The organism is Streptomyces sp. NPDC001315, from assembly GCF_042896175.1.
GTDB lineage: Bacteria > Actinomycetota > Actinomycetes > Streptomycetales > Streptomycetaceae > Streptomyces.
The window spans coordinates 479,107-505,227 of the sequence record NZ_JBIAWZ010000003.1 but is presented as its reverse complement, the minus strand read 5'-3'; the positions used below and the strand labels follow the sequence as shown (position 1 = coordinate 505,227).

26 protein-coding genes, 1 tRNA gene and 3 pseudogenes are annotated in these 26,121 nt (G+C 70.0%); 15 read left to right on the top strand and 15 right to left on the bottom strand.

What is annotated here, in order from left to right; translation table 11 throughout:
• Positions 1-196 precede the first annotated feature (196 nt).
• From nhaA to ACFY16_RS12760, 4 genes are all read left to right on the top strand, one after another.
• Positions 197-1,636, top strand: a complete 1,440-nt coding sequence (nhaA, locus tag ACFY16_RS12775) for a Na+/H+ antiporter NhaA (RefSeq protein ID WP_390647092.1) — start codon at positions 197-199, stop codon at positions 1,634-1,636.
• A 143-nt stretch (positions 1,637-1,779) separates the two neighbouring features.
• Positions 1,780-2,274 (top strand): phage holin family protein, encoded by a 495-nt coding sequence (locus ACFY16_RS12770; protein WP_390647091.1) that lies wholly within the window; start codon positions 1,780-1,782, stop codon positions 2,272-2,274.
• On the top strand, positions 2,271-3,221 hold the full coding sequence (locus tag ACFY16_RS12765) for an alpha/beta fold hydrolase (protein WP_390647090.1): 951 nt from the start codon (positions 2,271-2,273) through the stop codon (positions 3,219-3,221). Before ACFY16_RS12770 ends, ACFY16_RS12765 begins: the two co-directional genes overlap by 4 nt.
• A 127-nt stretch (positions 3,222-3,348) precedes the next feature.
• On the top strand, positions 3,349-3,528 hold the full coding sequence (locus ACFY16_RS12760; RefSeq protein ID WP_390647089.1) for a hypothetical protein: 180 nt from the start codon (positions 3,349-3,351) through the stop codon (positions 3,526-3,528).
• Between the two features lie 21 nt (positions 3,529-3,549).
• Here ACFY16_RS12760 and ACFY16_RS12755 read toward each other — a convergent pair whose 3' ends face one another.
• The 3 genes from ACFY16_RS12755 to nth form a co-directional block, all read right to left on the bottom strand.
• Positions 3,550-4,749 (bottom strand): MarP family serine protease, encoded by a 1,200-nt coding sequence (locus ACFY16_RS12755; RefSeq protein ID WP_390647088.1) that lies wholly within the window; start codon positions 4,747-4,749, stop codon positions 3,550-3,552.
• 94 nt (positions 4,750-4,843) lie between these two features.
• The gene (locus ACFY16_RS12750; protein ID WP_390647087.1) at positions 4,844-5,539 is read right to left on the bottom strand and encodes an NUDIX hydrolase; all 696 of its coding nucleotides are present in this window, start codon (positions 5,537-5,539) and stop codon (positions 4,844-4,846) included.
• Positions 5,540-5,725: 186 nt separating this feature from the next.
• The gene (gene nth / locus ACFY16_RS12745) at positions 5,726-6,667 is read right to left on the bottom strand and encodes an endonuclease III (RefSeq protein ID WP_390647086.1); all 942 of its coding nucleotides are present in this window, start codon (positions 6,665-6,667) and stop codon (positions 5,726-5,728) included.
• Between the two features lie 250 nt (positions 6,668-6,917).
• Here nth and ACFY16_RS12740 point away from each other — a divergent pair, with 250 nt between their 5' ends.
• Both ACFY16_RS12740 and ACFY16_RS12735 read left to right on the top strand, forming a co-directional pair.
• Positions 6,918-7,592 (top strand): Crp/Fnr family transcriptional regulator, encoded by a 675-nt coding sequence (locus ACFY16_RS12740; RefSeq protein ID WP_020129286.1) that lies wholly within the window; start codon positions 6,918-6,920, stop codon positions 7,590-7,592.
• 215 nt (positions 7,593-7,807) lie between these two features.
• A complete protein-coding gene (locus ACFY16_RS12735; protein WP_390647085.1) occupies positions 7,808-8,629 on the top strand; it encodes a nucleotidyltransferase domain-containing protein in 822 nt (273 codons plus the stop codon).
• A gap of 35 nt (positions 8,630-8,664) precedes the next feature.
• Here ACFY16_RS12735 and ACFY16_RS12730 read toward each other — a convergent pair whose 3' ends face one another.
• The 4 genes from ACFY16_RS12730 to ACFY16_RS12715 form a co-directional block, all read right to left on the bottom strand.
• Entirely contained in the window at positions 8,665-9,495 is an 831-nt protein-coding gene (locus ACFY16_RS12730) for an MBL fold metallo-hydrolase (protein ID WP_390647084.1), read from the bottom strand.
• A complete protein-coding gene (locus ACFY16_RS12725; RefSeq protein ID WP_390647083.1) occupies positions 9,492-10,361 on the bottom strand; it encodes an NUDIX hydrolase in 870 nt (289 codons plus the stop codon). Before ACFY16_RS12725 ends, ACFY16_RS12730 begins: the two co-directional genes overlap by 4 nt.
• A gap of 102 nt (positions 10,362-10,463) precedes the next feature.
• On the bottom strand, positions 10,464-10,931 hold the full coding sequence (locus tag ACFY16_RS12720) for a RidA family protein (RefSeq protein ID WP_390647082.1): 468 nt from the start codon (positions 10,929-10,931) through the stop codon (positions 10,464-10,466).
• A complete protein-coding gene (locus ACFY16_RS12715) occupies positions 10,928-11,089 on the bottom strand; it encodes a DUF4177 domain-containing protein (protein WP_003975360.1) in 162 nt (53 codons plus the stop codon). Before ACFY16_RS12715 ends, ACFY16_RS12720 begins: the two co-directional genes overlap by 4 nt.
• 317 nt (positions 11,090-11,406) lie before the next feature.
• On the opposite strand from ACFY16_RS12715, the gene ACFY16_RS12710 reads away from it, so the two are divergent.
• Entirely contained in the window at positions 11,407-12,384 is a 978-nt protein-coding gene (locus tag ACFY16_RS12710; RefSeq protein WP_390647081.1) for an ArsA-related P-loop ATPase, read from the top strand.
• Complete coding sequence (locus ACFY16_RS12705; RefSeq protein WP_390647080.1) at positions 12,381-13,775, top strand: ArsA family ATPase; 1,395 nt, start codon at positions 12,381-12,383, stop codon at positions 13,773-13,775. The genes ACFY16_RS12710 and ACFY16_RS12705 overlap by 4 nt, the downstream gene beginning before the upstream one ends.
• A 14-nt stretch (positions 13,776-13,789) precedes the next feature.
• Here ACFY16_RS12705 and wblA read toward each other — a convergent pair whose 3' ends face one another.
• Positions 13,790-14,128 carry a transcriptional regulator WblA gene (wblA, locus tag ACFY16_RS12700; protein ID WP_189956079.1) on the bottom strand — a complete coding sequence of 113 codons (339 nt, stop codon included), beginning with the start codon at positions 14,126-14,128 and terminating at the stop codon, positions 13,790-13,792.
• 408 nt (positions 14,129-14,536) lie between these two features.
• On the opposite strand from wblA, the gene ACFY16_RS12695 reads away from it, so the two are divergent.
• Entirely contained in the window at positions 14,537-16,801 is a 2,265-nt protein-coding gene (locus ACFY16_RS12695) for a transglycosylase domain-containing protein (RefSeq protein WP_390647079.1), read from the top strand.
• A gap of 101 nt (positions 16,802-16,902) precedes the next feature.
• Here the strand turns inward: ACFY16_RS12695 and ACFY16_RS12690 are convergent, their stop codons facing one another.
• Positions 16,903-17,367, bottom strand: a complete 465-nt coding sequence (locus ACFY16_RS12690) for a GatB/YqeY domain-containing protein (protein ID WP_390647078.1) — start codon at positions 17,365-17,367, stop codon at positions 16,903-16,905.
• A gap of 108 nt (positions 17,368-17,475) precedes the next feature.
• Here ACFY16_RS12690 and ACFY16_RS12685 point away from each other — a divergent pair, with 108 nt between their 5' ends.
• From ACFY16_RS12685 to ACFY16_RS12675, 3 genes are all read left to right on the top strand, one after another.
• A complete protein-coding gene (locus ACFY16_RS12685; protein ID WP_390647077.1) occupies positions 17,476-18,402 on the top strand; it encodes a metallophosphoesterase in 927 nt (308 codons plus the stop codon).
• 175 nt (positions 18,403-18,577) lie between these two features.
• Positions 18,578-19,363 (top strand): Pr6Pr family membrane protein, encoded by a 786-nt coding sequence (locus ACFY16_RS12680; protein ID WP_390647076.1) that lies wholly within the window; start codon positions 18,578-18,580, stop codon positions 19,361-19,363.
• Between the two features lie 33 nt (positions 19,364-19,396).
• A tRNA-Pro gene (locus ACFY16_RS12675) sits at positions 19,397-19,470 on the top strand.
• 79 nt (positions 19,471-19,549) lie between these two features.
• On the opposite strand, the pseudogene ACFY16_RS12670 reads toward ACFY16_RS12675, so the two are convergent.
• Both ACFY16_RS12670 and ACFY16_RS12665 read right to left on the bottom strand, forming a co-directional pair.
• Positions 19,550-20,005 (bottom strand): annotated as a pseudogene (locus tag ACFY16_RS12670) (tyrosine-type recombinase/integrase); the annotation flags it as partial.
• 183 nt (positions 20,006-20,188) lie between these two features.
• Entirely contained in the window at positions 20,189-21,538 is a 1,350-nt protein-coding gene (locus ACFY16_RS12665) for a hypothetical protein (protein ID WP_390647075.1), read from the bottom strand.
• Positions 21,539-21,664: 126 nt separating this feature from the next.
• Between ACFY16_RS12665 and ACFY16_RS12660 the strand changes: the two genes are divergently transcribed.
• Positions 21,665-21,877 (top strand): hypothetical protein, encoded by a 213-nt coding sequence (locus tag ACFY16_RS12660; protein WP_390647074.1) that lies wholly within the window; start codon positions 21,665-21,667, stop codon positions 21,875-21,877.
• Between the two features lie 73 nt (positions 21,878-21,950).
• Positions 21,951-22,121, top strand: a pseudogene (locus ACFY16_RS12655) (helix-turn-helix domain-containing protein); the annotation flags it as partial.
• Positions 22,122-22,140: 19 nt separating this feature from the next.
• Here the strand turns inward: ACFY16_RS12655 and ACFY16_RS12650 are convergent.
• Both ACFY16_RS12650 and ACFY16_RS12645 read right to left on the bottom strand, forming a co-directional pair.
• Entirely contained in the window at positions 22,141-22,578 is a 438-nt protein-coding gene (locus ACFY16_RS12650) for a nucleoside deaminase (protein WP_390647073.1), read from the bottom strand.
• A complete protein-coding gene (locus ACFY16_RS12645; protein ID WP_390647072.1) occupies positions 22,575-23,393 on the bottom strand; it encodes an LLM class flavin-dependent oxidoreductase in 819 nt (272 codons plus the stop codon). Before ACFY16_RS12645 ends, ACFY16_RS12650 begins: the two co-directional genes overlap by 4 nt.
• A gap of 93 nt (positions 23,394-23,486) precedes the next feature.
• On the opposite strand from ACFY16_RS12645, the gene ACFY16_RS12640 reads away from it, so the two are divergent.
• Positions 23,487-23,945 carry an Lrp/AsnC family transcriptional regulator gene (locus tag ACFY16_RS12640; protein ID WP_390647071.1) on the top strand — a complete coding sequence of 153 codons (459 nt, stop codon included), beginning with the start codon at positions 23,487-23,489 and terminating at the stop codon, positions 23,943-23,945.
• A 48-nt stretch (positions 23,946-23,993) separates the two neighbouring features.
• Here the strand turns inward: ACFY16_RS12640 and ACFY16_RS12635 are convergent.
• Positions 23,994-24,137, bottom strand: a pseudogene (locus ACFY16_RS12635) (site-specific integrase); the annotation flags it as partial.
• A gap of 83 nt (positions 24,138-24,220) precedes the next feature.
• Positions 24,221-26,071: a hypothetical protein gene (locus tag ACFY16_RS12630; RefSeq protein WP_390647070.1), complete on the bottom strand. Its 1,851-nt coding sequence runs from the start codon at positions 26,069-26,071 to the stop codon at positions 24,221-24,223.
• Positions 26,072-26,121: the final 50 nt, after the last annotated feature.

Here is a 26,121-nt window from a genome sequence, read left to right as displayed (position 1 = left end):
CCCCTTTGCGTCCCTCTCACCCCCTTCACTGAACTCCATCACCTTCCGCCCCCTTTGCCTGTACCGCGGCATTTGCCGGTGTAATGGTCGGGTAAACTGGGCACTTCAGGGTGTGCCGGGAAGTCTGGTCGGCAACGCCGTCTGCGACCCCGCGTGACGGCTGTCGGCAAGCCGTACCGACCCGGAGGTCCCCGCCGTGGCCGCGCCCAGCACCAGTAACCGCACCCGCAAGGTCCTCGGACGTCTGTCCCTGCCCGAGCGGACGTTCGTCGCGGACGCGCTGCGTACCGAGACGGTCGGCGGCGTGCTGCTGCTCGTCGCCGCGATCGCCGCGCTGGTCTGGGCGAACATACCGGCGCTGCACGACAGTTACGAGAGCGTCAGCCACTTCCACTTCGGCCCCGAGGCCCTCGGCCTGCACCTGTCCGTCGCCCACTGGGCCGCCGACGGACTCCTGGCGGTCTTCTTCTTCGTCGCCGGCATCGAACTCAAGCGCGAACTCGTCGCCGGTGATCTGCGCGACCCCAAGGCCGCCGCCCTGCCGGTGGCCGCCGCGCTGTGCGGCATGGCGGTGCCCGCCCTCGTCTACGCCCTCACCAACCTCACCGGCGGGGGCTCGCCGGCCGGCTGGGCGGTCCCCACCGCGACCGACATCGCGTTCGCGCTGGCCGTGCTGGCGGTCATCGGTACGTCGCTGCCGAGCGCCCTGCGCGCCTTCCTGCTCACCCTCGCCGTCGTCGACGACCTGTTCGCGATCCTGATCATCGCGGTCTTCTTCACCGAGCAGATCGACTTCGCCGCACTCGGCGGTGCCGTCGTCGGCCTCGCCGTCTTCTGGCTGCTGCTGCGCAAGGGTGTGCGCGGCTGGTACGTGTACGTCCCGCTGGCTCTCGTGATCTGGGCACTGATGTACAACAGCGGCGTGCACGCCACCATCGCGGGCGTCGCCATGGGCCTGATGCTGCGCTGCACCACCCGCGAGGACGAGAGGCACTCCCCCGGCGAGCACATCGAACACCTCGTACGGCCCCTGTCGGCGGGGCTGGCTGTTCCACTGTTCGCGCTGTTCAGCGCCGGTGTCGCGGTCTCCGGGAGCGCGCTCGGGGACGTCTTCACCAAGCCGGAGACCCTGGGGGTCGTGCTGGGCCTCGTCGTCGGCAAGACGATCGGCATCTTCGGCGGCACCTGGCTCACGGCCCGCTTCACCCGGGCCTCCCTCAGCGAGGACCTGGCCTGGCCCGACGTGTTCGCCGTCGCCACGCTCGCCGGCATCGGCTTCACCGTCTCGCTGCTCATCGGCGAGCTCGCCTTCGACGGCGACGCCGTCCTCACGGACGAGGTCAAGGCCGCGGTCCTCACCGGCTCGGTCATCGCGGCGACGCTGGCGACCGTGCTGCTGAAGCTGCGCAACGCCAGGTACCGCAGGCTGTGCGAGGACGAGGAGCGCGACGACGATCTCGACGGCATCCCGGACATCTACGAGGAGGACGAGCCGGAGTACCACCTGCGGATGGCAGAGATCCACGAGCGCAAGGCCGCCGAGCACCGCCGGATCGCCCAGGAGAAGGTCGTGGCGCGGCACGGGCTTGCCGAAGTACCGGGCGGGGCAGGCGAGGAGGACGACCGTCCGGCATGATCTGACGGGACGGTACAAAAGAGCGGGACCGTACGCAGCCGGACAGACGCCGGACAGACGTCGCAGAACGACGCGCAGACGTCGCACGACGCCACCGACGTCGTACGGGCGACGGAACCGCACGCAGAAACAGGGAGACCGCGATGAGCGCACCCGACGGCAGCCCGGTCGGCGCCGAACGCAGCATCGGCCAGCTGTTCGCCTCAGCGACGACCGAAATGTCGGCGCTGGTGCACGACGAGATCGCGCTGGCGAAGGCGCAGCTCAAGCAGGACGTCAAGAAGGGTGCGACGAGCGGCGGGGCGTTCTCGGTGGCCGCCATGGTCCTGCTGTTCTCCCTGCCGATGCTGAACTTCGCCCTCGCGTACGGCATCCGCACCTGGAGCGGCTGGAACCTCGCGGTCTGCTTCCTGCTGTCCTTCGCGGCGAACGTGCTCGTCGCCGGTGTCCTCGCGCTGATCGGCGTCGTCTTCGCGAAGAAGACGCAGAAGAGCAAGGGCCCGCAGAAGGTCGCGGCCTCGATGAAGGAGACGGCGGGCGTCCTGCAGAACGCCAAGCCGCATCCGCGCCCGGCGACCCCCGCCCTGGAGGACCGGGCACCCGCGGCCATCGAGGCTGTGGCACGCTCGTCCTCATGACGGACCCTGCCACTCCTTCGGCGCAGCCCACCTCGGTCGTACGGTCGGACATCCCCGGCGGGCACGAGGTGACGCACCGGGACGTCGCCGCCAACGGCGCCCGCTTCCACATCGCGGAGCTGGGCGACGGCCCCCTGGTGATGCTGGTGCACGGCTTCCCGCAGTTCTGGTGGGCCTGGCGGCACCAGCTGGTCGCGCTGGCCGACGCGGGCTTCCGGGCCGTCGCCATGGACCTGCGCGGCGTGGGTGGCAGCGACCGCACCCCGCGCGGCTACGACCCCGCCAACCTCGCCCTCGACATCACCGGCGTGATCCGCTCGCTCGGCGAGCCGGACGCCGCGCTGGTCGGTCACGGCCTGGGCGGCTATCTGGCGTGGACGGCGGCGGTGATGCGCCCGAAGCTCGTACGACGCCTCGCGGTCGCCTCGATGCCGCACCCCCGGCGCTGGCGCTCGGCGATGATCTCCGATGTCAAGCAGACGGCGGCGAGTTCCTACATCTGGGGGTTCCAGCGGCCCTGGATCCCCGAGCGGCAGCTCACCGCCGACGACGGCGCGCTGGTCGGACGGCTGATCCGGGACTGGTCCGGGCCGCGTCTGCCGGACGACGAGGCGGTGGAGACGTACCGCCGCGCCATCTGCATCCCCTCGACGGCGCACTGCTCCATCGAGCCGTACCGGTGGATGGTGCGCTCCCTGGCCCGGCCTGACGGCATCCAGTTCAACCGCCGTATGAAGCGGCCGGTACGCGTACCGACCCTCCACCTCCACGGCTCGCTCGACCCGGTGATGCGCACGCGCAGCGCGGCCGGCTCCGGTGAGTACGTCGAAGCGCCGTACCGCTGGCGGCTGTTCGACGGGCTCGGGCACTTTCCGCACGAGGAGGACCCCGCGGCGTTCTCCACGGAGCTCGTCAACTGGCTGAAGGATCCCGAACCCGATCGGTGACCGCACCGATGCGCCCGGTATCCGAACTTGAACAACTGTCCTACGAACAGCCAATTGCCCGGCGCATAGGCCAATTGAGGGCCTCGGAGGCGGTTATCGACCTTGGGGCAGGGGCACACGTCGGGGTATGGGCTGGACGCACGACTACAGTGACGTAGCACGCAACCGCCGCTCGGCCGGTGGTCTGAGCTCCCACCAGAGGGGCGCCCCGCAGCTCGCGGAGGCGGACCCCAGGGTGGGAATCCCGCGCATCCTGCGCCGCCGGGCCCGCTGGGTCTCGGTACGTCTGCGCCACCCGCGCGGCTGAGCCCGCGCGGGCCCCACCGGCCTACAGCGCGCAGCTGTCGCTCCCCACCTGCTGGTTCGCACTCCGCCCCTCGGCGATGTCCTGCTGGATCTCGTCGGCGGTGAGTGCGTACCCGGTGTCGGCGTCGTCGAGCGACTTCGCGAACACCACGCCGTACACCTTGCCGTCGGGCGTGAGCAGCGGGCCGCCGGAGTTGCCCTGGCGGACGGTGGCGTAGAGCGAGTAGACGTCGCGGCGGACGGTGCCGCGGTGGTAGATGTCCGGGCCGTTGGCCGAGATGCGCCCGCGCACCCGCGCGGCGCGGACATCGTACGACCCGTTCTCCGGGAAGCCCGCGACGATCGCGCTGTCGCCGCTCGCCGCGTCCTCGGACGAGAACTGCAGGGCGGGTACGTCGAGGTCCGGTACGTCGAGTACGGCGATGTCGCGCCGCCAGTCGTAGAGGACGACCGTGGCGTCGTACCGCCTGCCCTCGCCGCCGATCTGGACGGTGGGCTCGTCGACGCCCCCCACGACGTGCGCGTTGGTCATGACGCGGCGGTCCCCGAAGACGAAGCCGGAGCCTTCCAGGACCTTGCCGCAGCCCTCGGCGGTGCCGGTGACCTTGACGATGGAGCGCTGGGCGCGGGTGGCGACCGCGCTGCTCGCGAGGGCCGGGTCCGGGGGCTGGACGTCGGTGATCGGCTCGTTCGAGAACGGGCTGAAGACCTGCGGGAAGCCGTTCTGCGCGAGGACCGAGGAGAAGTCGGCGAACCAGGTGTCGGCCTGGGTGGGCAGCGTCTCGGACACGCCGAGGAGCACCTTGGAGCTGCGGACCTCCTTGCCGAGCGTGGGCAGGGTGGTACCGGCCAGCGCCGAACCGATCAGCCAGGCGACCAGCAGCATGGCGACGACGTTGACGAGGGCACCGCCGGTCGCGTCCAGCGCGCGGGCCGGGGACCAGGTGATGTACCGGCGCAGCTTGTTGCCGAGGTGGGTGGTCAGGGCCTGCCCGACGGAGGCGCAGACGATGACGACGACCACCGCGACGACGGCGGCCGTGGTGCTGACCGCCGAGTTGTCGGTCAGCCAGTCCCAGATGACGGGCAATACGTAGACGGCGACGAGACCGCCGCCCAGGAAGCCGATCACCGACAGGATGCCGACGACGAACCCCTGGCGATAGCCGACGATCGCGAACCACACGGCCGCGACCAGCAGCAGGATGTCCAGCACGTTCACCGCTTCAGGCCTCGCCTCAACACTTTCCGGTCACTCCAGACGGCTGGGGGTCCGGGGGTTGTCCCCCGATGGACACAGCACGGACGACACCCTGTCATGACCGCCAGTCGAGTGGCACCGTCTTCTCGCGGTCCCAGGGGCGCTCCCAGCCCGCGTAGTGCAGCAGGCGGTCGATCACTCCGGCCGTGAAACCCCACACCAGAGCCGATTCGACCAGGAATGCCGGACCCCGGTGACCACGGGGGTGAACCGCGGTGGCGCGGTTGCCGGGGTCCGTGAGATCCGCCACGGGGACGGTGAAGACCCGAGCGGTCTCGTTCGGGTCGACGACGCCGACCGGGCTCGGCTCTCTCCACCAGCCCATCACCGGTGTGACGACGAATCCGCTGACCGGGATGTACAGCTTGGGCAGCACGCCGAAGAGCTGGACGCCGCCCGGATCGAGGCCGGTCTCCTCCTCGGCCTCGCGCAGGGCGGCGCGCAGCGGCCCGTCGGCCTTCGGGTCACCGTCCTCCGGATCGAGGGCACCACCCGGGAAGGAGGGCTGTCCGGCGTGGGAGCGCAGCGAGCTGGCGCGCTCCATGAGCAGCAGCTCGGGTCCGCGCTCCCCCTCGCCGAAGAGGATGAGGACGGCGGACTGCCGCCCCGCGCCGTTCTCCGGTGGCAGGAAGCGGCTCAGCTGGAGCGGCTCGACCGTCTCGACGGCGTGCACCACCGGGTCGAGCCACGTGGGCAGCCCCCTCTTGCTGAGCACCACCGGCCCACCCTGGGTCTCACTCGCCCGCGTCATCGCCACCCCCGTCGTCCTGCCTGCTGCTCCAACGCCTTACGTGGCCGAGATCGTTCCGGGCGGGCCGGGCGGACCCGACGGGCCGGGCGGGCCGGCCAGGCCGTCGGCTCCTCGTCGTCCGGTCGGCCCGGTGGGTTCGATCGACCCGGTCGGTTCGACCGGCTTCGTCGATCCGCCGACTCCCCGTCATCCGGCCCCCAGCGGCGGTGCCGGCCTGCCGCCCGCGTCCAGGTAGGCCTGCGGGGGCTTCAGACGCTGGCCCGGGAAGCCGCCCTTCTCGTACTTGAGCAGCTTCTTCGCCTTCTCCGGGTCTGTCTCGCCCTCGCCGTACGCCGGGCAGAGCGGGGCGATGGGGCAGGCGCCGCAGGCGGGCTTGCGGGCGTGGCAGATGCGGCGGCCGTGGAAGATCACGTGGTGCGAGAGCATCGTCCACTCGCTCTTGGGGAAGAGCCCTCCGACGGCCGCCTCGATCTTGTCCGGCTCGGTCTCGTCGGTCCACTGCCAGCGCTTCACCAGCCGCTGGAAGTGCGTGTCCACGGTGATGCCGGGCCGCCCGAAGGCGTTGCCGAGCACGACGAAAGCGGTCTTACGGCCGACGCCGGGCAGCTTGACGAGGTCCTCGAGCCGGCCCGGGACCTCGCCGCCGAACTGCTCGACCAGGGCCTTGGAGAGCCCTATCACCGACTTGGTCTTGGCCCGGAAGAAGCCCGTGGGGCGGAGGATCTCCTCGACCTCCTCGGGGTTGGCGACGGCCAGATCCTCGGGGGTGGGGTACTTGGCGAAGAGGGCGGGCGTGGTCTGGTTGACCCTGAGGTCCGTGGTCTGGGCGGACAGGACCGTGGCGACCAGAAGCTCGAACGGGTTCTCGAAGTCCAGCTCGGGGTGGGCGTAGGGGTAGGCCTCGGCGAGCTCCCGGTTGATACGGCGGGCGCGGCGGACGAGGGCGGTGCGGGACTCGACCTTCGGGGCCTTGGCGACCGCTTTCTTCACCGGGGCCCCTTCTGTCGCCTTGGTCGCCTTTGACGCCTTCACTGGCTTTACCACCTTTGCCGCCTTTGACGTCTTTGCTGCTTTCTCGCCACCGCCGGACCCTTGTTCGCCCACGGCGGAATCGCGACGTGCAACCACACGTCCAGCCCCCTTGGCCTGTGCTCTCACGGCGATTTGGACACCCGGCCAGCCTAAAGCCCGCCACCGACATCCGCCCCGGACCTCGAAGATCGGCGCCCAATTGGCCCCCTGCCGCTTACCTCGGGACACGTGTGCGGCATCCTTGTGACAGATCACACTGTTTGGATCGTCCGGCAAAATGGGGAGCACGATCCCCTGGTACACCGGGGAGCGAGATCCCCTGAGCAGGTCGACAAGGAGAGAACTCGTGGACGACGTTCTGCGGCGCAACCCGCTCTTCGCGGCACTCGACGACGAGCAGGCCGCGGAGCTTCGCGCCTCCATGAGTGAGGTGACCCTGGCACGCGGCGACTCCCTCTTCCACGAGGGCGACCCGGGCGACCGGCTCTACGTGGTCACCGAGGGCAAGGTCAAGCTGCATCGCACATCCCCCGACGGCCGCGAGAACATGCTGGCGGTGGTGGGCCCCAGCGAGCTCATCGGCGAACTGTCGCTCTTCGACCCGGGCCCGCGCACGGCGACGGCCACCGCGCTGACCGAGGTCAAGCTGCTCGGCCTCGGCCACGGTGACCTGCAGCCCTGGCTGAACGCGCGCCCCGAGGTGGCCACCGCGCTGCTGCGCGCCGTCGCCCGCCGACTGCGCAAGACCAACGACGCCATGTCCGACCTGGTCTTCTCGGACGTCCCGGGTCGCGTGGCCCGAGCGCTGCTGGACCTCTCCCGCCGCTTCGGCGTGCAGTCCGAGGAGGGCATCCACGTCGTCCACGACCTGACGCAGGAGGAGCTGGCCCAGCTCGTCGGCGCCTCTCGCGAGACGGTCAACAAGGCACTGGCCGACTTCGCCCAGCGCGGGTGGCTCCGCCTGGAGGCACGCGCCGTGATCCTGCTGGACGTGGAGCGACTGGCGAAGCGATCGCGCTGACCTCGCCGGAGAGGTTCGGCACCGGCCGTGTCGGTGTTTGCTGCCGCTGACCTCGTCGGCGGTCTGGCACCGACCTCGTGGCCGGCTCTCCGCTGACCTTGTCGGTCTGGCAGCGAACCTCGACGGTGGTTCCCCGCTGACCTCGCCGGCCGGCTGTCACTGCCCGCGCTGAAAATGAGCCGCGCTGCCCCGTCCCGCCGGGGCACAGTGAACGCATGACCGAAACCGTTCGCCGCCCAGGGCTGGACGCCCAGGGATACATCACCCGCGAAGGCTCCCTCGCGCGCGTGCCGTCCGACTACCGGCCCGTCGTCGCCGCGGCACGGGACCGGCTGCTGGACGTGTTCGGGGCGCGGCTGCACAGCGCGTACCTCTACGGGTCGATTCCACGCGGCACCGCGCGCGTGGGGCGCAGTGATCTGGACCTGCTCCTCGTCCTGCGCGAGGAACCGACCGAGGCGGACCGGACGGACGCGCGGGCACTCGACGAGGCGCTCGACAAGGAGTTCTGGCAGATCGACGGGGGCGGCACTCTCCTGGTCGGCCGGGAGCGGGCGCTGAGCGAGCCGGAGCGGTACGACCTCGGCTGGTTCGTCGCCTGTCTGTGCACGCCACTCATCGGTGAGGACCTCGCCGAGCACCTGCCGCGTTACCGTCCCGACTCGCTGCTCGCCCGTGAGACGAACGGGGACCTGGCCCTCTTCCTGCCCCGCTGGCGGGAGCGGATCGCCGACGCCGAGGACACCGAGGCGGCTCGGCGGCCCCTCGTCCGCTTCATGTCCCGCCACCTCGTCCGCACCGGTTTCACCCTCGTCATGCCCCGCTGGAACGGCTGGACGAGCGACCTGCACGAGATGGCCGAGGCGTTCGGCGGCCATTACCCCGAGCGCGCCGAGCAGTTGCGGGCCGCGGCCGTGCTCGGGTACGAGCCGACCGGGGACGCGGACGTGCTGCGGTCGTACGTCGACGACCTAGGCCCGTGGCTCGCCGAGGAGTACGCGCGCGTGCACGGCATCAAGGCCCCCAGGCCCGACTGAAGCGACGGGCAAGCGGCGACCGGCGACCGAGTCGGCTAGATGAGCCCGTGCTCCTCCAGGTACTCCAGCTGCGCCCGCACCGACAGCTCCGCCGCCGGCCACAGGGAACGGTCGACGTCCGCGTACACATGGGACACCACCTCGGTCGGGGCGCGGTAGCCGTTCTCGACGGCCGTCTCGACCTGGGCGAGCCGGTGGGCGCGGTGGGCGAGGTAGAACTCGACGGCGCCCTGGGCGTCCTCCAGGACGGGCCCATGGCCCGGCAGCACCGTGTGGACGCCGTCGTCGACCGTGAGCGACCTGAGCCGCCGCAGTGAGTCCAGGTAGTCGCCCAGGCGTCCGTCGGGGTGCGCCACGACCGTCGTACCGCGGCCCAGGATCGTGTCGCCGGTCAGGACGGCCTGGTCGGCCGGGAGGTGGAAGCAGAGGGAGTCCGCGGTGTGGCCGGGGGTCGGTACGACCCTCAGCTCCAGTCCGCCGACCTCGAGCACGTCTCCGGCCGCCAGCCCCTCCTCGCCCAGCCGCAGCGCCGGGTCCAGGGCCCGCACCTTCGTCCCCGTCAGCTCGGCGAAACGGGCGGCGCCCTCGGCGTGGTCCGGGTGGCCGTGCGTCAGCAGGGTCAGCGCGACGCGCTTGCCGGCCTTCTCGGCCATGTCGACGACGGTGCGCAGGTGGCCGTCGTCCAGCGGGCCCGGGTCGACCACGACGGCCAGCTCGGAGTCGGGTTCGCCGAGGATCCAGGTGTTCGTGCCGTCCAGGGTCATCGCGGAGGCGTTGGGCGCCAGGACGTTGACGGCCCGCGGGGTGGCGGGGCCGGAGAGGACCCCGCCCCGCGGCTGTCCGGGAAGGGCTGCTGCGTCCGTCATTCGGGGGCTCCACCGGTCGGGATGTGCTTGGTGAACTCGTCGTGGCCGGGCCAGAAGAGCACGATGTCGCCGTTCTCCAGGCGCGCGCGGGCCAGCACGGGGGTCAGGTCGCGGCCGGGCGCGGCGGCCAGGGCCGCGGCGGCGGTGGGGTGCGGGAGCAGCTGGCGCAGGGTCGCCACGGTGGGCGGCATCATCAGCAGCTCACCCTTGTCGTACGAGGCCGCCGCGTCCTCCGGCCGGATCCACACCGTGCGGTCGGCCTCCGTGGAGGCGTTGCGCGTGCGCTGGCCTTCGGGGAGGGCGGCCACGAAGAACCAGGTGTCGTAGCGGCGGGACTCGAACTCCGGGGTGATCCAGCGGGTCCAGGCGCCGAGGAGGTCGGAGCGCAGGACCAGGCCACGACGGTCGAGGAACTCCGCGAAGGACACGTCGCGGGCGACGAGGGCCGCGCGGTCGGTCTCCCAGTCCGCGCCTGTGGTGTCGCCGACCACCGTGTCGGGGGTCGGCCCGGCCAGCAGGACGCCGGCCTCCTCGTACGTCTCCCGTACGGCCGCGCAGACGATCGCCTGGGCGGCCTTCTCGTCGACGCCGAGCCGGTCGGCCCACCACGCGCGCGTGGGGCCCGCCCAGCGGACGAGGTGGTCGTCGTCGCGGGCGTCGACGCCGCCGCCCGGGTACGCGTACGCGCCTCCGGCGAAGGCCATGGAGGCGCGTCTGCGCAGCATGTGCACGGCGGGGCCGTCGTCGGTGTCCTTCAGGAGCATGACGGTGGCCGCGCGCCTGGGGGTCACCGGCGTGAGCGTGCCCTCCGTGAGCGCACGGATGCGTTCCGGCCAGTCCTCGGGAAACCACTGCCCATTCGCCATGGGCGGAGGCTATCCCGTAGCGCGCGGATGTTCGAGGGCCACGATCACGGGCTCCCGGGGGAGAGCCCTGGGAGACCCTGCGGAGCCGCCGCTGGGGCGCGGTTACGCCTGCGTCAGCTCGACCTGGATCTCGACCTCCACCGGCGCGTCCAGCGGCAGCACCGCCACGCCGACCGCGCTGCGCGCGTGCACGCCCTTGTCGCCGAGCACCTCGGCGAGCAGCTCGCTGGCGCCGTTGACGACACCCGGCTGGCCGGTGAAGTCGGATGCCGAGGCCACGAAGCCCACGACCTTCACCACGCGCGCGATGCGGTCCAGGTCGCCGGTGACGGACTTCACGGCGGCCAGCGCGTTCAGCGCGCAGGTGCGGGCCAGGCCCTTGGCCTCCTCCGGGGTGACCTCCGCGCCCACCTTGCCGGTGACCGGAAGATTGCCCTCCACCATCGGGAGCTGGCCGGCGGTGTACACGTACACGCCCGACCGCACGGCCGGCTGGTACGCGGCGAGCGGCGGCACGACCTCCGGCAGGGTCAGGCCCAGCTCGGCGAGCCTCGCCTCGACCGCGCTCACGCCTGCTTCTCCCGCTTCAGGTAGGCCACGAGCTGCTCGGGGTTGTTCGGCCCGGGCACGACCTGGACGAGCTCCCAGCCGTCCTCGCCCCAGGTGTCCAGAATCTGCTTCGTGGCATGGACGAGCAGCGGCACGGTTGCGTATTCCCACTTGGTCATGTGGCCGACTGTATCCGCTGTGGTCCGTGGGGCACGTGGCGACCACGACCGTCGTCGCACACCGGCCGAGTGCCCGACTGTCACGCCCGTCGAGCGCAGGTCGAAGGTCCGACTGTCACGCCGGGCACGCACAGGGCGAGTGGCCGTATCGGCGCCCCCGTCACGCACAGGCGGAGTGGCTGTGTCGGCGCCCCCGTCACGCACGGGTCGAGTGCCCGGCTCTCGCTCCGTTGTCCACAAGCCATGTGGCCGAGTCTCGACCCTCTTGTCCACAGCCTGCCGGTTGGCTCGGGCGCGGACTGGTTACGCTCGAAGACGTGAGCAGGCTCCAGGTCGTCAGCGGCAAGGGCGGGACCGGAAAGACGACGGTCGCCGCAGCCCTCGCGTTGGCCCTCGCGACCGAGGGGAAGCGGACGCTTCTCGTCGAGGTCGAGGGTCGGCAGGGCATCGCGCAGCTCTTCGAAACGGAAGCGCTGCCTTATGAGGAGCGGAAGATCGCCGTCGCTCCCGGGGGCGGGGAGGTGTTCGCCCTCGCCATCGACCCCGAACTGGCCCTTCTGGACTACCTCCAGATGTTCTACAAGCTGGGGAGCGCGGGGCGTGCCTTGAAGAAGCTCGGCGCGATCGACTTCGCCACCACCATCGCGCCCGGCCTCAGGGACGTACTCCTGACCGGGAAGGCGTGCGAGGCGGTCCGCCGGAAGGACAAGAGCGGGCGGTTCATGTACGACTACGTCGTCATGGACGCGCCACCGACGGGACGCATCACGCGGTTCCTCAACGTGAACGACGAGGTCGCGGGCCTGGCGAAGATCGGCCCGATACACAATCAGGCGCAGGCCGTGATGCGGGTGCTGAAGTCGGCGGAGACGGCCGTGCACCTGGTGACGCTGCTGGAGGAGATGCCCGTCCAGGAGACCGCCGACGGCATCGCGGAACTCCGCGCCGCCGGGCTGCCGGTGGGGCGGATCATGGTCAACATGGTGCGGCCCGCAGTGTTGGACGCGTCCGACCTGGAACTCGTACGGACCGTGCCGCGCACCGCCCTGGCGCGATCGCTGTCCAGTGCCGGGCTCGGCGGGGCGCGGCGCGGCGGGAACGCCGAGCGGCTGGTGGATCCGCTGCTGGCGCAGGCCGAGGAGTACGCCGAGCGGTACGCGCTGGAGCACGAGCAGCGCGCCGTCCTGGGCGAGCTGGAACTGCCGCTGCACGAACTGCCGCTGCTCACCGAGGGCATGGACCTGGCGGGACTGTACGAACTGGCCACCGAGTTGCGGAAGCAGGGAATGTCATGAGTCCGGACCCGGCGCCTGCGCAGGACAGCGCGCGTCGTCTCTCCCCCGCGCGCGTGCTCGACGTCGATCCGCTGCTCGACGATCCCGGGACGCGGATCGTCGTCTGCTGCGGCTCGGGCGGGGTCGGGAAGACCACCACCGCGGCGGCGCTGGGCCTGCGTGCGGCCGAGCGGGGCCGCAAGGTCGTCGTCCTCACCATCGACCCGGCCCGCCGGCTCGCCCAGTCGATGGGCATCGACTCCCTGGACAACACCCCTCGTCGGGTCAAGGGAGTCGACGGCGGCGGCGAGCTGCACGCCATGATGCTCGACATGAAGCGCACCTTCGACGAGATCGTCGAGGCGCACGCGGACCGGGAGCGGGCCGCCACGATCCTGAACAACCCCTTCTACCAATCGCTCTCGGCGGGCTTCGCGGGCACGCAGGAGTACATGGCGATGGAGAAGCTCGGGCAGCTGCGGGCCCGGGACGAGTGGGACCTGATCGTCGTCGACACGCCGCCGTCCCGCTCGGCGCTCGACTTCCTCGACGCGCCGAAGCGGCTCGGGTCCTTCCTGGACGGGCGGCTGATCCGGCTGCTGACCGCGCCGGCGAAGCTGGGCGGACGCGCGGGGATGAAGTTCCTGAACGTCGGGATGTCGATGATGACCGGCACGCTCGGCAAGCTGCTGGGCGGTCAGCTCCTCAAGGACGTCCAGACGTTCGTGGCCGCGATGGACACGACCTTCGGCGGTTTCCGCACGCGCGCGGACGCGACGTACAAGCTGCTGCAGGCGCCCGGGACGGCGTTCCTGGTGGTCGCGGCCCCGGAGCGGGACGCGCTGCGCGAAGCCGCGTACTTCGTGGAGCGGCTGGCCGCCGAGGACATGCCGCTCGCCGGTCTGGTGCTCAACCGGGTCCACGGCAGCGGAGCCGCCCGGCTGTCGGCCGAGCGGGCACTCGCCGCTGCGGAGAACCTCGATCTCGCCGGCGACCCCGCCGATCCCGCCGATTCCACCGACCCCACCGACCCCGCCGCGGAAAATCTTGAAGAGCCCCGCATTGTGGATCAGGACGGCGGGAAAGCTGGACTTCGTAACTCTCCCGACACGTACGGAAGTTCAGAGTCTTCCGCATCCCAGCCCGGCTCCCCGGGCGCCGATCAGTCCACCGGCACCGATCAAAGCGTCGAACAGCTCACCGCGGGTCTGCTGCGCCTGCACGCCGAACGTATGCAATTGCTCTCCCGCGAGCAGCGCACGCGTGACCGCTTCACCGCGCTCCACCCTGAGGTGGCGGTGGCCGAAGTGGGCGCGCTGCCCGGCGACGTGCACGACCTCGCGGGGCTGCGGGACATCGGGAACCGGCTCGCGGCCAACCGGCCGGAGCTGCCCGAGGCTGCCGACAGCTGAGCCGAGGGGTCCCCTCAGCTCACCGCCGCGTAGTTCTCGTACACCTCGTCGTCGTCGAGCGGCACGATGCCCGTACCGCGCTCGTACTCCGAACGAGCCGTCTCCAGCAGCCTGCGCCAGGAGGTCACGGTGGGCCGCCTGCGCAGCAGTGCGCGGCGCTCCCGCTCCGTCATGCCTCCCCACACGCCGAACTCGACGCGATTGTCGAGCGCGTCGGCCAGGCACTCGGTGCGTACCGGGCATCCGGTGCACACTGCCTTGGCCCTGTTCTGCGCTGCTCCCTGAACGAACAGTTCATCCGGATCGGTAGTGCGGCAGGCGGCCTGCGCACTCCAGTCGGTTACCCAGCCCATACCGGCGCCGTCCTCTCCCGAATCGAGGCTCCCCCACGGCGGCAGCGGCATATTCACCGCCGCCAGTTGAGGACGTTACGGAAGGTGGGGACAGCGCAACACCCCCTTCGGGCCCAATCTTGAATGGCCCGAACGGACTATGGGTAAGCGGCAGATCACCCGGGGGAGTGAGCTGGCGACATGCGTGACTTTCCCGGCAAAACCGGACAGTTCTGTCGAGTCACAACGGGCGCCAGGTGACACAGAAGGCGGATTCGGACACGCCCCCACCAAAAAAGTTGGGGAACCTCCGGAACGATTCAGGGTCGCCGGACGTATTGATACGTAGCCCTACTGCTGTGACAGTTGAGAGCAGCTTAGGCCAAGGCATATACGCGTGTCCGGCGAATGAGAACGTAGGCTGCCCTCATGCCAAAGAAGCGCTCGGGCGGTGGCCTGTCGGCAACGCAGCAGGCCGCCAAGTTCCTCGGTGTCAGTGTGCTCGCGGGAGCCGTCCTGGCCGGTATCGCAGTGCCCGCCTTCGGCGTGCTGGGCCTGGCCGCCAAGGGATCGGTGGAGAGCTTCGACGAGCTCCCCGCCAATCTGAAGACGCCGCCGCTGAGCCAGCGCACCACGATCCTCGACGCGGACGGCGGCCAGATCGCCACGGTCTACTCCCGTGACCGCACGGTCGTCGAGCTCAAGAGCATCTCGCCGTACATGCAGAAGGCGATCGTCGCGATCGAGGACTCGCGCTTCTATCAGCACGGCGCGGTCGACCTGAAGGGCATCCTGCGCGCGCTGAACAAGAACGTGCAGAGCAGCGGTGTCTCCCAGGGCGCCTCCACGCTCACGCAGCAGTACGTGAAGAACGTCTTCGTCGAGGAGGCCGGCGACGACCCGACGAAGGTCGCGCAGGCCACCCAGCAGACCCTCGGCCGCAAGATCAAGGAGCTGAAGTACGCGATCCAGGTGGAGGAGGAGCTCGGCAAGAAGAAGATCCTCGAGAACTACCTGAACATCACGTTCTTCGGTGAGCAGGCCTACGGAGTCGAGGCGGCCGCCCAGCGCTACTTCTCCAAGCACGCCAAGGACCTGACCCTCCCGGAGTCGGCGATGCTCGCGGGCATCGTGCAGTCCCCGAGCCGCTACGACCCGGTGAACGACGAGGCGGAGTCCACCAAGCGCCGCAACGTCGTGCTCCAGCGCATGGCCGAGGTCGGCGACATCTCCCAGGCCGAGGCCGACAAGGCCAAGGAAGCGCCGCTGGACCTGAAGGTCAGCCAGCCCAAGAACGGCTGCATCACGGCCGTCCGTGGTGCCAGCTTCTTCTGCAAGTACGTGGAGAAGGTCTTCCTCAACGACCCGGTCTTCGGCAAGACCCAGGAGGCGCGGGCGAAGCTCTGGAACCAGGGCGGTCTGACGATCCGCACCACGCTCCAGCCGCAGGCCCAGGAGTCGGTCCAGGCCTCGCTCAAGGAGCACGTCAAGAAGTCGGACAAGGTCGCCGCGGCGTCCACCCTGGTGGAGCCCGGCACCGGCAAGATCGTCGCGATGGGCCAGTCGAAGCCGTACGGCTACGGCAAGAACGAGACCGAGTACAACTTCTCGGTCAACGCCTCGATGGGCGGCTCGAACTTCGGCTTCCCGACCGGTTCGACGTTCAAGCCGTTCGTGGCCGCGGCCGCGCTGGAGGGCGGCAAGCCCGTGACGCAGGAGTACTCGTCGCCGTACGACATGGCGTACCCGAGCCCGGTCCAGACGTGCGCCAGCAATCCGTGGACCAACCGGACCGGCGAGAAGGTCGAGAACGAGAGCGAGTCGGAGTCCGGCCCGTACCAGTTGAAGGAGGCGATGGAGAAGTCGGTCAACACCTACTTCGTCCAGATGATCTCCGACATCGGCCTCTGCCCCGTGGTGAAGATGACCGACGCGCTGCACGTGACGCAGGGCAACGGCACCAAGCTCCCCGAGAGCCCCTCCATCGCCCTCGGCGCGGTGGGTCTGTCCCCGCTGACGATGGCGAGCGCGTACGCCGCCTTCGCCTCCCGGGGCATGTACTGCACGCCGGTCGCCATCGAGTCGATCACCCAGAAGGTCGGCAACGAGCAGAAGTCGCTCGAGGTGCCGAAGTCGACGTGCTCGCGCGCGATGAGCGAGAAGACGGCCGACACGGTGAACACGCTGCTGCGTGGCGTGGTCGACTCCGGTACGGGCCAGAAGGCCGGCCTCACCGACCGCGAGAGCGCCGGTAAGACGGGTACGACGGACGAGCGCAAGAACGCCTGGTTCGTCGGCTACACGCCGAACCTGTCGGGTGCCGTCTGGGTCGGCAGCGCCTCCCAGAAGGTCAAGATGAAGAACATCACGATCGGCGGCGTCTACCACCCGCTCGTCTACGGCGGCGAGGTCCCGGGCCCGATCTGGAAGGACGCCATGACCGGCGCCCTCGCGGGCAAGTCCGCCGATACCTTCAACCTCGTCGACATCCCGGACGCCGACAAGGACAAGGACAAGGGCGACGGAAACGGCCATGGCAACGGCGACACCATCGGCGGGCTCATCGCCGGCCTGACGAACGGCGGCGCGGACGGCGGCGGTGTCCCGACCCCCTCGGTCTCGCTCCCGGACGGGTTCATCCAGGGGCTGACCAACGGCGGGAGCAACGGGAACGGGAACGGCGGGCGGGACTGAGCCCCTGGCCTCTGGCCCGGCACAACGTCGGCCCCTTCCTTTCCGTCGTGCGACGGAGAGGAAGGGGCCGTTCGTCTGTGCGGCAGCCGGAGTCGGCTTGTTCAGCCGGCCAGGAGCTTCTTGACCACGGCGGCGACTCGGCCGCCCTCTGCCAGGCCGGCCACCTTCGGGTTCACGATCTTCATGACGGCACCCATGGCCCGCGGCCCCTCGGCGCCGGCGGCCTTGGCCTCCTGGACGGCCTGGGCGACGATCTGGTTCAGGTCCTCGTCGGACAGCTGCTTGGGCAGGTACGTGGCGAGCAGCTCGCCCTCCGCCTTCTCCCGCTCGGCCGACTCGGCGCGACCCCCCTGCGCGAAGGCGTCCGCGGCCTCGCGGCGCTTCTTCGCCTCCTTGGTGATCACCTTCAGCACCTCGTCGTCGGAGAGCTCACGCTTCTCCTTGCCCGCGACCTCCTCCTTGGTGATCGCGGTGAGCGTCAGCCGGAGCGTCGAGGAGCGCAGCTCGTCCCGCTCCCGGATCGCGGCGTTGAGGTCTTCCTGCAACTTCGACTTGAGCGTGGTCATGGGTTTGATTGTCGCAGGTGTGCGAGCCGGAACGCCCGCTGATTTAAAGGGGCGTCCGTGAGCGGCGGCCGGGTACGGCGCGCCGACGCGGTCTGACACGATGGTCGTATGCGCGCGCGATACGGAGTACCCCTGGGCATCACGGCGGTCGCGACCGCCGGACTCGTCTACTCTGCGGGCTTCGAGGCCCGCTCCTTCCGCCTTCGACGGGTGACGATCCCCGTCCTCCCCGCCGGTATGCGCCCGCTGCGCGTGCTCCAGGTCTCCGACATCCACATGGTGAGCGGGCAGCGCAAGAAGCAGCGCTGGCTGCGCTCGCTGGCGGGTCTACGCCCGGACTTCGTGATCAACACGGGCGACAACCTCTCCGACCCGGAGGGCGTCCCGGAGGTGCTGGACGCTCTGGGTCCGCTGATGGAGTTCCCGGGCGCGTATGTCTTCGGCTCCAACGACTACTACGGCCCCAAGCTGCGCAACCCCGCCCGCTACCTGCTGGAGAAGACCAGCGGCCGCCACGGCCTGAACGGCAACGCGCCCGCCGTAGGAGCGATCCACAACCCGTGGGAGGACCTGCGCGACGGATTCGACGGGGCGGGCTGGCTCAACCTGACGAACACGCGCGGCACCCTGAAGGTCGAGGGCGTCACGATCGAGCTGACGGGGCTGGACGACCCGCACATCAAGCGGGACCGCTACACACTGGTGGCCGGCGGTCCGGCCCCCTCCGCCGACTTCTCGATGGGCGTGGTGCACGCCCCGTACCTGCGGGTGCTGGACTCCTACACGGCGGACGGCTATCCCTTGGTCCTGGCCGGTCACACCCACGGCGGCCAGCTCTGCATCCCCTTCTACGGCGCGCTCGTCACCAACTGCGACCTGGACACGGACCGGGTGAAGGGCCTGTCCACGCACACGGCGGAGGGCCGTACGGCCTACCTGCACGTCTCGGCGGGCTGCGGCACGAACCGCTACACGCCGGTGCGGTTCGCGTGCCCGCCGGAGGCGACACTGCTGACGCTGGTGGGCCGGGAGTAGACGCGCCGGCCGTCACGGCTGCGGTTGCGGGTGGGGGCTGCAGGAAGCCGCGGGTGGGGGCCGGCTGGGGGCGGGCATCCACAGGTGGAGGGCGGAGGCATCCATGGATCGGGGGAAGTAACCCACATGCCACACCCGCATCGCCCCATATGCCGGTTTTACGTAACGTGAGGGCATGATCGCCCCGATACCCAGGGACCTCCCAGACCTTCCCGCGGTCCCGGGCATGGCCCCGCCACTGACCTCCCACGTCCCCGCCACGGCGGTGGTGAACCCCGTACGCCGCCCCCTGACCGCCGTCTACCGCCTGGTGATCGCCGCGACGGCGGCCGCGGGCGTGACGATCGACCTGCTGATCGGCAGCCCGGTCCGGGTCCTGAGTCACTTCGAGATCCAGAGCAACATCCTGCTGGCCCTGGTCCTGATCCTCTCGGCCCGCAGGGCCGCGACCGCCCGGCGCCCCCTGCCCTCCGTCCTGACCGGCGCCACCCTCCTCTACGTCACCATCACGGCCCTGGTCCACCACCTGCTCCTGACCGGCACGGCACCCCCGTTCTCCCTGACGAGCGCGCCCGACACCCACAGGCTCTGGCAGGCACTGGCCGGCCACATCCTGCACACGGTCACCCCGGCCGCGGCCCTCCTGGACTGGCTGCTCCTCACCGCCCCCGGCTGCCTGCGCCTGCGCCAGGCCAGCACCTGGCTCCTCTACCCCCTGGCCTACCTGGCCTTCTCCCTGGCCCGCGGCGAACTGATCCTCCCCGGCACCCCGGGCCGCTACCTCTACCCGTTCCTCGACGTGGACCACCACGGCTACAAGGGCGCCCTCGCCAACGCCCTCCTCCTGGGCCTCTCCTTCTACGCCCTGGCCATCCTCCTCGTAGTCCTCGACCACGTCCGCCCCAACCCGATGCGCCACCGCGGCAAAACCGGATTTCGTCTCCGGCCACCAGTGGGCTAAAGTAAACGACGTCGCCGCGACAAGCAGCGACATCGGGGTGTAGCGCAGCTTGGCAGCGCGCTTCGTTCGGGACGAAGAGGTCGTGGGTTCAAATCCCGCCACCCCGACAGCCGAAACACCAGGTGAGGCACCTACGGATTTCCGTAGGTGCCTCACCTGTTTCTGCGTGCGTGTCTATCTGCGTGACTATCGGTTCGGGCCGCGCTGGAAGATGCCGTCCATGACCACAGCACCGGTCTGGATCACGGGACGGATCTGCTTCCGGTAGACCTCCTCGGTGACCGCCGTCCCGGAGTGCCCGACGAGCCGGGAGATCTCCTCCAGCGGGACGCCCCGGTCGGAGAGCAGCGACACGAAGCTGTGCCGGAGCTCCCGGGGCGTCCACTCGGCGGGGTCGACCCCTTCGACGTCCCTGAGCGCCTGGCGGAAGGCACGGCGGACGTTGGCCGCGTCGAGCGGCCTGCCGACGGCCGAGGAGAAGACGAGCCCGTGCTCCTCCCACTCCTCGTCAGCGGCGAGCCGGTCCCAGCCCTGATCTTCGAACTGCTGCCAGAGGGCGTCCACGCAGCGCGCCGCCAGGGCGAGCGTGCGCCGGGACTTCCTGGTCTTGGTGTCCCCACTGCGCCGCACCGACCGCCACACCGTGGGTTCAAACCCGCCACCCCGACAGAGAAATACCAAATCAGGCCCGGTGCTGAGATCAGCACCGGGCCTGATTTGTTGTCCGGGGCGTTCCGGGAGAAACTGCGCAGGGCTAACTGACCAAGCGTCAAGCTAGAGCTGCTGGTTACGTGGGCGAGCCGCGGGCTCGCCCCCTCACCGCTGTCAGGCGGACGGGTTGACGACCACCTTGGCCGAGTTGTTCTTGCTGTTCGGGTCGAAGGTGGAGGACGTGTCGGAGTGGGGGTGGACGACGACGCGGCCCGTCGCGTCGGGGACGACCTGGTCGATGCGCAGCTGGAACGGGAAGCTGACCTTCATGTCCTGCTTGGCCCACATCGGCAGGGTGCAGGCGTAGTGGCCGATGGCCGGGTCGTCGCCGGACGTCCAGGCGTTGTGGCAGGTGTCGGGCACGGACGTGGCGGTGGTGCCCTCCGGGAGGTAGTAGTCGATCACGGCGACCGGGTCGCCGGAGCCGACGTTGCCTACCCAGGCCGGGCCGCGGTTGACGAAGCGGAAGGCGGCGGTGACGGTGTCGCCGGCCGCGCCGCTCACCTCGGTGCCGCGCACGGCGAAGTCGGCGGTGTTGTCGGCGGTGATGCGCCAGGAGCGGCCGTTGTCCGAGCCGTCGAGGTCGGTGGCGTCGCGGCCGGGCTGGACCTCGTAGTCGAACCGTTCGTACAGGGCGTGGTCGGTGACGGTGAGGCGTAGCGGCTCCGGGAGGTCGACGCTGGCGCCGGGCGCGACGTCGGTGTCGAAGGAGCAGGTCACGTACGTCATGGGTGTGTACTCGCCGCCGTCGTCCGGCCCGGTGTAGGTGCACTGCGGGTAGCGGGTGACGACGTCGAGGCCGTACGTCGCCCACATCTTCACGCTGAAGCCGTGGGCGGTCTCGTTGCCGGTGTTGGTGACGGTGAACGGCACGGTGAGGCTGGTGCCGGGCGCGACGTCGGTGGTGTCATGCGGGGCGCTGATGCCGAGGTCGGGGCCGGAGCCGACGGTGACGACGGTCTCCGCGGAGTCCTGCGGGGCGACGAGCGTGCCGTCGGGTCCGCCGGTGGCTTCGGCGGAGTACTCGATCGCACCCTGCGCTCCCACGACGGCGCCAGCCGCGGCCTGCACCTTCAGCTGCACCTGCGCGCTGTAGCGGGTCGCCACGTCTCCGGTGTCGCACACGGCGACGGTGCCGGCATCGTTCGGCGTGCAGTTGTCGGGCCAGGACACGTCCGCGACGCCGGCGAGGCCGGAGACGTCGACGGTCAGCCGCCCGTCGGTCACGGTGAAGTTGTCGTTGTCGTGGTAAAGGCCGAGCGCCAGCGACCGGAACTGCGCCGCACCGCCGTCCGGAGCGACGGTGACCGACTGCTCGTACGGCGCCTGGATCCACAGCTGATCGCTCTGCGGCTGGTCGTCGGCGAAGGCGACCCCACTCCCGAGACCGGCTGCGACCAACGCCCCCACGGCTCCGGCACAGGCTCCGCGACGCAGCGCACGCCCGACGGAGACAGAACTCATGACATCCCCCAGATGGGACAGAAGAGACCCCGGCACAGTGATCAGCACCAGGCGCGAATTGGACGACCTGCCGAGACTGAAGGTTGTAGGGAGGGGCGCACGTGGTGCGTGGTTCTTACCGTCTTCTTGATCAGTCGGGTAGCTCTGGATCTCGCCACGGCACTGATCGGTGACCTGGGCGGGCGGGCGGCCGTGATCGGAGGGCTCGACAGCACCCGGCAGCTGGAAGAGGCCGCGGGATTCGTCATGAGGGTCGTCGCGTCCGGCCACAATCCGAGGCTCGCCGTGCCCGATGTCGACCCGGCGCTGATCAGCGCAGCACCCACGACGACCCACTGAGCCGGCAGACCCCTGGAGAGGGCCGTGACCCGCGCCCCGGCCCTCTCTCCACGCCGTCCGGAAAGCCCACCCCATGTCTCACCGCAATGCTCCGCTCTCGGCCGAGGGCCGCCGACGCCTGGTCGAGCGATGCCAGACCCGACCAATCGCCCACCTCGCCGCCGAGATGGGAATCTCCCGGGCGTGCGCGTCGAAGTGGGTCGACCGCTACCGGCGCCACGGCGAGCTCGGTCTCCTCGACCGCTCTTGACGAGACGATGACATCAGTTCGGTCGGTAGTAAGCGTCGATGGGGACGCATGCCTCCTCGAACAGGGCCGGCCCGTCCTGGGCCACCGTGGGCCATTCGCCCGACTGCGGGTTGAGTTCGACGAGTTGTTCGGTGGAGAGCGCGTAGACGACCCGGCCAATACCTGAGCGGACGATGCCGCCGGCGCACATGGTGCAGGGCTGGCAGCTGGTGTACATGGTGGTGCGGGCGGCCGCATCCGGGGCGAGTTCTCGGGCAGCCCAGCGGGCGAGCTTCAGTTCCGGGTGGGCGGTGATGTCGTTGTCACGCCGAACCGTGTTGTGGGCCTCGGCGAGAATCGCGCCGTCCGGACCGGCCAGCAGGGAACCGTACGGTGCGTCGCCCAAGGTGACCGCGTGCGCCGCGATGGCGATCGCGCGCCGCAGGAGGGTCTCGTCGGCGATGGTGTTCATGATGGGGTCCTCCAGTGTGTGGCCACGGCGGTGAGCGCCTGCCAGGCCGCGTGGGGCCGACAGGTCTCCTGCGGATTTCCGTGGTAGGGGTCGAACACGACGGTGTCCGCGCCGAGCAGACGGAGCTGGTCGAGGTCGTCGAGGATCTGCTCGATGGTGCCGACACCGGCGGGCCGTTCGGGGTCGTCGACCGGTGCGCCGGTCATCCGCAGGGCGATGCGGGGCGCGAATCCCGGCAGCGAGTGGTTCGTCAGGACCGATCGCATGCGGGAGAGTGGCAGCCGCAGCGGGTGCCAGGCGTCGCCGAACCTGATCGTGCGTCGGATCGCGGCCTCGCTGTGGCCGCCGACCCAGACAGGTGCCGGGGCGGCGCCGTCCCCGATGCCCGTGTGCCAGGCGTTCCGCAGGGCTCCCAGGTACTCGTCGGTCAGTCGGCCGCGCGCGGTGAACGGTACGCCGAGCGCGTCGAACTCCTGACGTGCCCAGCCGACTCCCACCCCGAGGACGAACCGGCCGCCACTGAGTTGGCTGAGGTTGGCGGCCATCCGAGCCACCAGCAGGGGATGTCGGTAGGGCAGGACGAGCACCGTCGTGCCCAGTCGCAGCCTCGTGGTGAGGCCGGCCAGCCAGGACAGCGTGGTGAACGGCTCGTAGAACGGCTCGGGGTACCGCTCGGCCACGTCCGGGGTGACGGCCACGTGGTCCGACACCATGAGGAGGTCGAAGCCGAGCCCCTCCGTGATCCGCGCCCATTCACGCAGGATGCCGGGATCGGTGCCGGGCCCGAAGTTCGGTACGTTGACGCCCAGTTGCATGATCCGAGGGTATCCAGGGGATCACGGCATTCGGAACCTAATCTTCCCGGTGAAGGAGGTCTTCTTCCGTGGTTCTGCCGGTAAGGTCACGACATGGCCGTGAATCTTGACGACATCGACTGGGCGATCATCGGGCAGCTGCAACGGGAGGCTCGTATCCCCCTCAGCGAGTTGGGGCGGCGCGTGAATCTCAGCTCTTCGGCGACCACGGAACGGGTACGGAATCTGGAGTCGCTGGGCGTCATCACCGGCTACCACGCCGTGGTCGACCTGGCCAAGGTCGGCTATCCCGTGCTCGCCGTCGTCCGGCTGAAGTACCCCGGCAACCACCACCAGCCGTTGCGCCGGCTGCTCACCGAGCGGCGGGAGATCCTGGAGTGCCTGCGCACCACCGGCGACGACTGCTACACCCTGAAGGTGGCCGCGACCTCCATGGAGCACCTGGAGATGCTCGTGGACGAACTGGCCGGCTTCGGCAGCACGACCACGAGCGTCGTCTACAGCCAAACGCTGCCCCATCGTGCACCCGGCCGGCCCTGCTCGACGGCATGACCGCGATTCAGCGTCGCCCTGCCGAGCCGGCGTCATCAATGCCGATCAGCTCCCCCTTGTTTTGGTGTCCCCACTGCGCCGCACCGACCGCCACACCGCGATGTGCGGAGGCTGCGGCGGGTCCATCTCGGGTCGCCCCTTCAGCAAGACGTGGTCCCAGGTGAGGGCCCGCAGCTCTTCCGTGCGGGCTCCCTTGGCAGCGCCTGGCCCCAGAGAAGGGGTACGTCGTGGCTGGAGCGGTCGGCTCGCCCGACAGCGGTATCACTGGGCCGTTGTCATCTGGGCTGCGTGCTGGTCTGGGCGGGGCAGGCGGTTGAGCTGGTCGTTGCCGGGCGTGCGGGTACCGGGGTCAGGGGTGTGCAGACGGGTGTGGCGGCTCCGATGAGTTCGACCAGGCCGGTGCCACCGGTGGGTGGGACGAGTTTGGACCAGTTGTTGGCCAGCCAGGCGTTGCCGGACTGGTCGATCTGGATGGCGGTGAGGTGCTGGATGGAGTTGCTGCGGTAGCCGTGGGGCGGCGTCAGCAGGGAGCCGGTGGAGGAGCCGGGCGGGCAGGCGCTGGTGTTCACGCCGCACAGGACGGAGACGGAGGGGGCGCCGAAGCCGGCGATCCATATGCGGTCGGATCCGTCGATGGCCAGGGACCAGGGTGCGATCGCGGTCGGCAGTTTGTACTCGCCTGTGATCTTTCCGCTCGGCCCGATTCTGGTGACCGAGTTGCTGACGAAGCTGGGCACCCAGACGTTGTTCTTGGAGTCGACGGCGAGTGCGAGGGGCCAGTCGAGTGAGTTGTCCTTGATGGGGGAGAACGAGGTCGGCTTGAAGTCGGGGCCGATCACGGTGACGCTCCCGCCGACGTGGCCCTTGGGTACGCGTGTGTCCAGGAGTTTCGCCCCGTTGAGGCGGGCGTTGCTGACCCAGGCCCGGCCGTAGCCGTCGATCTGGATGGAGAACGGGTGGTCGAGGCCGCCGCCCTTGATGGTGATCGCCTTTGAGGGGTCACCGTGTGGGTAGACGATCACGCTTCCCTGGCCACGGTTGCCTTTCAGGCCGTAGAAGTTGGCGATCCAGATGTTGCCCTTCTGGTCGACGGCGGTGCCCTGGGGGTGGTTCAGGTCGCCGTTCTTGAATCCTGTGCCGGGCGACAACAGCTTTCCGGTCGACGAGTACTTCGACATGGCATCGCCGCCGTAGCTGGGCACCCATACGGAGCCATCGTGGTCGATGGCGATGCCCCAGGCGCCTGCCTTCATGCCGCCGCCGCTGATGGGGCTGTTCAGGGTGGGGTTGCCCACCGGGTCCTGCACGGTGACGTAGGGGCTGGGGTTTCGCGTTCCGGGCAGCCAGTTGTTGGAGGCCCAGACGTTGCCCTTGGCGTCGATGGCCATCCGGCCGGGGGCGTAGACGTCGGGGGCGGTGTAGTGCAGGGCCAGGACCCACGCCTCCGGGGCCGCGGTCAGCGCGGGGGTGTAGGTATGTGCCCGGCCTGCCAGGGCGTACAGCTGGCCGGTGGCCAGTCTCGGGTTGTGGGTGAGGTTGAGCACGGCTTGTGCCGTGTCGGCGGGAGCGGTCCCGTGCTGCGGTGTTGCCAGGCGCAGCATGTCCTGGCATCGCCCGGTGTCCGCTCCCGGCGCACAGAGGGAGACGAGGTTGGCCAGGGTGCCGAGGGTGGCCAGAGTGTCGTTCTTGGTGCCGTTGTTCTGGTCGGTGACGACCTTGCCGGGCCTTCCTGAGGCCGGGTCGGCGAGGTTGTAGGACGTGGCTGCGGCGTTCTCCAGGCCGGGGCTAGGCCCCGTGATGCCGCGCTGGTCGGTGAACTGGGCCAGTGCGTAGGTGGCGGCGACGGTGGTGAATTCGTTGACCGTGACAGCGGATTCGAAGCGCTGCGGCACACCACCGCCGGGGCCGACTCCCACGACGGAGCGCAGACGCAACGACCGGTCGCCAGCGGGTACGGCTTCGACGTACAGCACCGAGCCCGTGCGGTGGCTGGGCCGGATCTGGAAGGTTCCGTTGGCGTCGGTGGTGGCATGTCCCAGTTCCCGAGTGCCTTGCCGGTCTCCGGCGAAGAGCGTGACGTCGGCGTGGGACAGCGGCTTTCCAGCGCTGGTGGCTGTGCCGTGCAACGGGGCCGGCGTGCCGGGAGGCGTGGTTGCGTGAAGCCCCGTCAGGGCCA

Coding starts and splice junctions, on each gene's coding strand:
- ACFY16_RS12645 (WP_390647072.1), bottom strand. CDS start 23,393: ATGCAACTGGGCGTCAACGTACCGAACTTCGGGCCCGGCACCGATCCC.
- ACFY16_RS12705 (WP_390647080.1), top strand. CDS start 12,381: ATGAGTCCGGACCCGGCGCCTGCGCAGGACAGCGCGCGTCGTCTCTCC.
- ACFY16_RS12640 (WP_390647071.1), top strand. CDS start 23,487: ATGGCCGTGAATCTTGACGACATCGACTGGGCGATCATCGGGCAGCTG.
- ACFY16_RS12725 (WP_390647083.1), bottom strand. CDS start 10,361: ATGGCGAATGGGCAGTGGTTTCCCGAGGACTGGCCGGAACGCATCCGT.
- ACFY16_RS12695 (WP_390647079.1), top strand. CDS start 14,537: ATGCCAAAGAAGCGCTCGGGCGGTGGCCTGTCGGCAACGCAGCAGGCC.
- wblA (WP_189956079.1), bottom strand. CDS start 14,128: ATGGGCTGGGTAACCGACTGGAGTGCGCAGGCCGCCTGCCGCACTACC.
- ACFY16_RS12760 (WP_390647089.1), top strand. CDS start 3,349: ATGGGCTGGACGCACGACTACAGTGACGTAGCACGCAACCGCCGCTCG.
- ACFY16_RS12650 (WP_390647073.1), bottom strand. CDS start 22,578: ATGAACACCATCGCCGACGAGACCCTCCTGCGGCGCGCGATCGCCATC.
- ACFY16_RS12730 (WP_390647084.1), bottom strand. CDS start 9,495: ATGACGGACGCAGCAGCCCTTCCCGGACAGCCGCGGGGCGGGGTCCTC.
- ACFY16_RS12735 (WP_390647085.1), top strand. CDS start 7,808: ATGACCGAAACCGTTCGCCGCCCAGGGCTGGACGCCCAGGGATACATC.
- ACFY16_RS12765 (WP_390647090.1), top strand. CDS start 2,271: ATGACGGACCCTGCCACTCCTTCGGCGCAGCCCACCTCGGTCGTACGG.
- ACFY16_RS12750 (WP_390647087.1), bottom strand. CDS start 5,539: ATGACGCGGGCGAGTGAGACCCAGGGTGGGCCGGTGGTGCTCAGCAAG.
- ACFY16_RS12770 (WP_390647091.1), top strand. CDS start 1,780: ATGAGCGCACCCGACGGCAGCCCGGTCGGCGCCGAACGCAGCATCGGC.
- ACFY16_RS12665 (WP_390647075.1), bottom strand. CDS start 21,538: ATGAGTTCTGTCTCCGTCGGGCGTGCGCTGCGTCGCGGAGCCTGTGCC.
- ACFY16_RS12715 (WP_003975360.1), bottom strand. CDS start 11,089: ATGACCAAGTGGGAATACGCAACCGTGCCGCTGCTCGTCCATGCCACG.
- ACFY16_RS12680 (WP_390647076.1), top strand. CDS start 18,578: ATGATCGCCCCGATACCCAGGGACCTCCCAGACCTTCCCGCGGTCCCG.
- ACFY16_RS12690 (WP_390647078.1), bottom strand. CDS start 17,367: ATGACCACGCTCAAGTCGAAGTTGCAGGAAGACCTCAACGCCGCGATC.
- ACFY16_RS12685 (WP_390647077.1), top strand. CDS start 17,476: ATGCGCGCGCGATACGGAGTACCCCTGGGCATCACGGCGGTCGCGACC.